Annotated in this window: 3 protein-coding genes; all 3 read left to right on the top strand. The window is 68.1% G+C overall.

Annotation, left to right across the window (positions count from 1 at the left end):
• The first annotated feature begins 146 nt into the window (after positions 1-146).
• The 3 genes from putP (at position 147) to AX708_RS11550 (ending at position 3,050) form a co-directional block, all read left to right on the top strand.
• Positions 147-1,679, top strand: coding sequence for a sodium/proline symporter PutP (putP, locus tag AX708_RS11560; protein ID WP_066532862.1), 1,533 nt, complete (start codon positions 147-149; stop codon positions 1,677-1,679).
• A 142-nt stretch (positions 1,680-1,821) separates the two neighbouring features.
• The gene (locus AX708_RS11555; protein ID WP_066532864.1) at positions 1,822-2,217 is read left to right on the top strand and encodes a VOC family protein; all 396 of its coding nucleotides are present in this window, start codon (positions 1,822-1,824) and stop codon (positions 2,215-2,217) included.
• 107 nt (positions 2,218-2,324) lie between these two features.
• Positions 2,325-3,050 (top strand): extensin family protein, encoded by a 726-nt coding sequence (locus AX708_RS11550; protein WP_066532865.1) that lies wholly within the window; start codon positions 2,325-2,327, stop codon positions 3,048-3,050.
• Positions 3,051-3,099: the final 49 nt, after the last annotated feature.

The following is a 3,099-nucleotide window of genomic DNA, read 5'->3' as shown; positions in this document are numbered from 1 at the left end:
CTGCGACTAGGCGGCAAAGCCGCCAAGTCTCGCTCCCCTCCCGCTTGCGGGAGGGCCTGGGGGTGGGCCCGTCAAACGCGCCCGCCTGCGGGAAACTCTGAGGCGAATGTGGTCAAGCGTCGGCGCGCTTGTTACCCAACGCCCCCATGAACATCTACACCCTCGCCGCGTTGGCCGCCTATTTCCTGCTGATGATTGCCATCGGCGTCTATGCCTGGGCCAAGACCCGGGCGACGTCGGAGGGCTATCTGCTTGCGGGGCGGAACCTCGGGCCGGGGGTGACGGCGCTTAGCGCGGGGGCGTCCGACATGTCGGGGTGGCTCTTGCTCGGGCTTCCCGGCGCGCTGTTCGCCTCCGGGCTGGTCGAGGCGTGGATCGCCATCGGGCTCACCATCGGGGCGGGCCTCAACTGGATCATCGTCGCGCCGCGCCTGCGCGAGCAGACCGAGCGGCTGGGCGATGCGCTGACGATCCCGCAATTCCTCGCCAACCGCTTTCCGGAAGCCGGGACGCTCCTTCGGGTCACCTCGGCGATCATCATCGTCGGGTTCTTCACGGTCTACACCGCCTCCGGCATGGTCGGCGGGGGCAAGCTGTTCGAGACCGCCTTTGCGGGCGCCATGCCGGTGGCGGGGCTGTCCGACTACATGGTCGGCATCCTCATCACTGCGGGGATCGTGCTGGTCTACACCATGATCGGCGGGTTCCTCGCGGTCAGCCTCACCGATTTTGTCCAAGGCATGATCATGATGGCTGCGCTGGTGGTGATGCCGCTCGTCATCCTGTTCGCGGCGCCCCCCGGCACGGTTGCCGCTTCCCCGCCCGAGGGCTTTCTCAGCCTAACCCACGGCGCAACGCTGGTGGGGGTGATCAGCGCGTTCACCTGGGGCCTGGGCTATTTCGGCCAGCCGCATATCATCGTGCGCTTCATGGCGATCGACCGGGTCGAGAACGTGCCGACTGCGCGCGCGATCGGGATGAGCTGGATGGTGATCTCGCTGGTCGGCGCGGTCGCGGTGGGGCTGGCGGGGCGCGCCTATGCCGATACCCACGGACTGAAGGTCGCGGACCCCGAGACGATCTTCATCCTCCTCGCACAGATCCTGTTCCATCCGGCGGTGACGGGCTTCCTCTATGCCGCGCTGCTGGCGGCGATCATGAGCACGATTTCCTCGCAGCTGCTGGTCTCCTCCTCCTCGCTCACGGAAGATTTCTACCGCCTGTTCCTGCGCCGCCACGCCTCGGAGGCCGAGGCGGTCAATATCGGGCGACTGTGCGTCGCGCTGGTCGCGGCGGCCGCGCTGGTGATCGCGGCTGACCCGGAGAGCGAGGTGCTGGGCCTCGTCGCCAATGCCTGGGCGGGGTTCGGCGCGGCGTTCGGCCCGCTGATCCTGCTCGCGCTGACATGGGACCGGATGACCGGCGCGGGCGCGGTGGCGGGGCTGGTCACGGGCGCGGGCGTGGTCGCGCTCTGGGTGCTTCCAACCTACTATCCCGGTTCGTTCATGTTCGATTGGATCGCGGCCCAAGCGGGGATCGATCCCGCCAATCCAGATGTCGTCAAGGATGGCCTGACGCTTTCCAAATGGCTCTACGAGATCGTGCCGGGCTTCATCGCCGCGCTTCTGGCGATCGTGGTGGTAAGCCGCCTCACCGCCCCGCGCACCGGGCGCGTGTAACCGCACAGCGCCAGCGCGCGAACAGGGGGAAGCGAGGCCCGCTTCCAGTCCCTGCCCCCTCCAGCTCCCGGTCGGATGGCGGGTCTCGCGCCCTTTCCCCCGCCCGCTGATTCAGGCATAATCCCGGCGGGGAGGACAGGGCATGGCGGAACAGGCAGCAAGCGGCGCGCGGATCACCGGGCTGGGCGGCATTTTCTACATCGTGAAGGACCCGGCCGCGAGCCGCGCGTGGTATCGCGAGGTGCTGGGCATCGACGGCGAATACGGGCCCCAGCTCGCCTGGGCGGACGAGCCGCGCGCGCACCCCTATTCGCTGATCAGCCATTTCGGCGATGATGGTTACATCAAGCCGGGCACGGGCGGCTTCATGATCAACCTGCGCGTCGACGATCTGGGCGGCTTTGTCGCGGGCCTGCGCGCCAAGGGCGTCGAGATACTGGGCGAGGCGGACGAGGGCTACGGCAAGTTCGCTTGGCTGCTCGACCCCGACGGGGTGAAGATCGAGCTTTGGGAGCAGGTCGAGGACCGTCTGCCCTGACGCAAGCACCCGTTAGGGTTACTTGGTAACGACGTAAGGTTTTCTTAACCGAGTTTCTTGCGCGGGCCTTAAGGATGCCTGCGCAATAGTGCCTAGGTATGAGGCACATGGCATTTCTTGGCAGAGCGGGTTTGCTGGCGGGCGCCCTGGTGACGCTGGCGGGCTGCGGTTCGATCGTTCCCGGCGTGGCGTCACCCGGCGTCGGTCAGGGCCCTGCGCCAACGCGCGCGAGCGCCCCGGCGCGCCCTGCGGTCGCCGTCGCCTCGGCCCCGCGCAGCTTTGCACCGCGCACCAGCGAGGCGGGCTGTCTTGCCGATCTCGGCGCGAGCGGCGCGCGCTTCGATCCGGTTCCCGATACCTATGCCGCTCCGGGGTGCAACCAGCTCGGCACGGTCCAGCTGATGGCGCTCGCCGGCGACCGCGCCCCGCTCAGCATCGCCAATCTCGGGCCGGTGCAGTGCCAGGTGGCCAAGACGTTCGGCGATTGGGCGCGCTTCGGGGTCGATCGCGCCGCGCGCCAGCTGCTCGGCAGCCCGGTGGCGCGGATCGAGACCATGGGCTCCTACAACTGCCGCAATGTCGCGGGCACCGAAGTGCGTTCGGCCCATGCCCGCGCCGAGGCGATCGACGTTTCGGCCTTCGTGCTGGCGGACGGGCGGCGGATCGTCTTGAAGCGCGACTGGCAGGGCGGCGATGCGGCGACGCGCGAGTTCCTGCGGGTGGTGCACAAGAGCGCGTGCAAGCGTTTCGGCACGGTGCTCGGCCCCGAATACAACGCGGCGCATCAGGACCATTTCCATCTGGAAGGCACGGGCGCGAAGTTCTGCCGGTAAGACCGTATGTCCGCCTCGGTGTTTGAGGTGGCTCGCCCTACACTGTGTT

The organism is Erythrobacter sp. CCH5-A1 (assembly GCF_001557115.1).
Classification (GTDB): domain Bacteria; phylum Pseudomonadota; class Alphaproteobacteria; order Sphingomonadales; family Sphingomonadaceae; genus Erythrobacter.
Note: the sequence above shows the minus strand (reverse complement) of the source record. Positions and strands in the feature narration are given on the sequence as shown.

Bases quoted from the DNA above. Each gene is read 5' to 3' on its own strand.
- putP (WP_066532862.1), top strand. From the start codon at position 147: ATGAACATCTACACCCTCGCCGCGTTGGCCGCCTATTTCCTGCTGATG.
- AX708_RS11555 (WP_066532864.1), top strand. From the start codon at position 1,822: ATGGCGGAACAGGCAGCAAGCGGCGCGCGGATCACCGGGCTGGGCGGC.
- AX708_RS11550 (WP_066532865.1), top strand. From the start codon at position 2,325: ATGGCATTTCTTGGCAGAGCGGGTTTGCTGGCGGGCGCCCTGGTGACG.